The 1,151-nt window shown below is 42.8% G+C and carries 1 rRNA gene; it reads left to right on the top strand.

The features are described from left to right. Positions 1–664: 664 nt before the first annotated feature. Positions 665–1,151 (top strand): 16S ribosomal RNA (locus tag B7R67_RS21810); the annotation flags it as partial.

Here is a 1,151-nt window from a genome sequence, read left to right as displayed (position 1 = left end):
TAATTGAATTTATGTCAATAAAGCTAAAGTGGAGTAAAGAGCAAAAAGCAAGATACACTACTGAGTTAAATCAAGCATTAGTAGAAGCAGTAAAACCAATTGGTAAAATAAAAAAGAATGCAACTTTAGCATAAGTCTGAAAGGATGCTTCATGAAGAAGCATCCTTTCAGACTGCCCGCCAAACGCTCGCTTTCTTCGGTGTTTCGCCTGCTGAGCGGTACTCATTACCGAATATGGGTAACGCCGCTCCTTATCAGGCTTCGCGCCTCGAAAGACAAGCGTTTTCGATCAGTCTGAAATCAGATAGATAGGAGTTTGTCTACACACTGAAGGCTGCTTCATGAAGAAGTATCCTTTATTCATTAATTATGGAATAGCAAAATCATTATTACGGCTGAACAATTAAATGGAAGATTCAGAATAACGTTACTTTAATTTAGGGTATTGTAATCCAATAAGATTACTGTTATATTTGTTTATGTTGTTCCAAACAAGGACAACAAACGGAAAAAGACATTTAAAAAAGTGTTGACAAAAACATTTGATAAATGTTATGATATTTAAGTCGCCTCAGAGCGGCGAAGTGAACTTTGAAAACTAAACAAAACATGAAGTAAACGTCAATTATTAGTTTTTTGAGCAATACAAGATTTAAACTTAACTTTTATGGAGAGTTTGATCCTGGCTCAGGACGAACGCTGGCGGCGTGCCTAATACATGCAAGTCGAGCGGACTAATTGGAGCTTGCTCCAATTAGTTAGCGGCGGACGGGTGAGTAACACGTGGGCAACCTACCTATAAGACTGGGATAACTTCGGGAAACCGGAGCTAATACCGGATGACACAAAGGAACTCCTGTTCCTTTATTGAAAGATGGCTTCGGCTATCACTTATAGATGGGCCCGCGGCGCATTAGCTAGTTGGTGAGGTAACGGCTCACCAAGGCGACGATGCGTAGCCGACCTGAGAGGGTGATCGGCCACACTGGGACTGAGACACGGCCCAGACTCCTACGGGAGGCAGCAGTAGGGAATCTTCCGCAATGGACGAAAGTCTGACGGAGCAACGCCGCGTGAGCGATGAAGGCCTTCGGGTCGTAAAGCTCTGTTGTTAGGGAAGAACAAGTGCTAGTTGAATAAGCTGGCACCTT

Source organism: Gottfriedia luciferensis (assembly GCF_002156865.1).
GTDB classification, from domain to species: domain Bacteria; phylum Bacillota; class Bacilli; order Bacillales; family Bacillaceae_G; genus Gottfriedia; species Gottfriedia luciferensis.
This window is presented reverse-complemented; position numbering and strand designations above follow the sequence as displayed.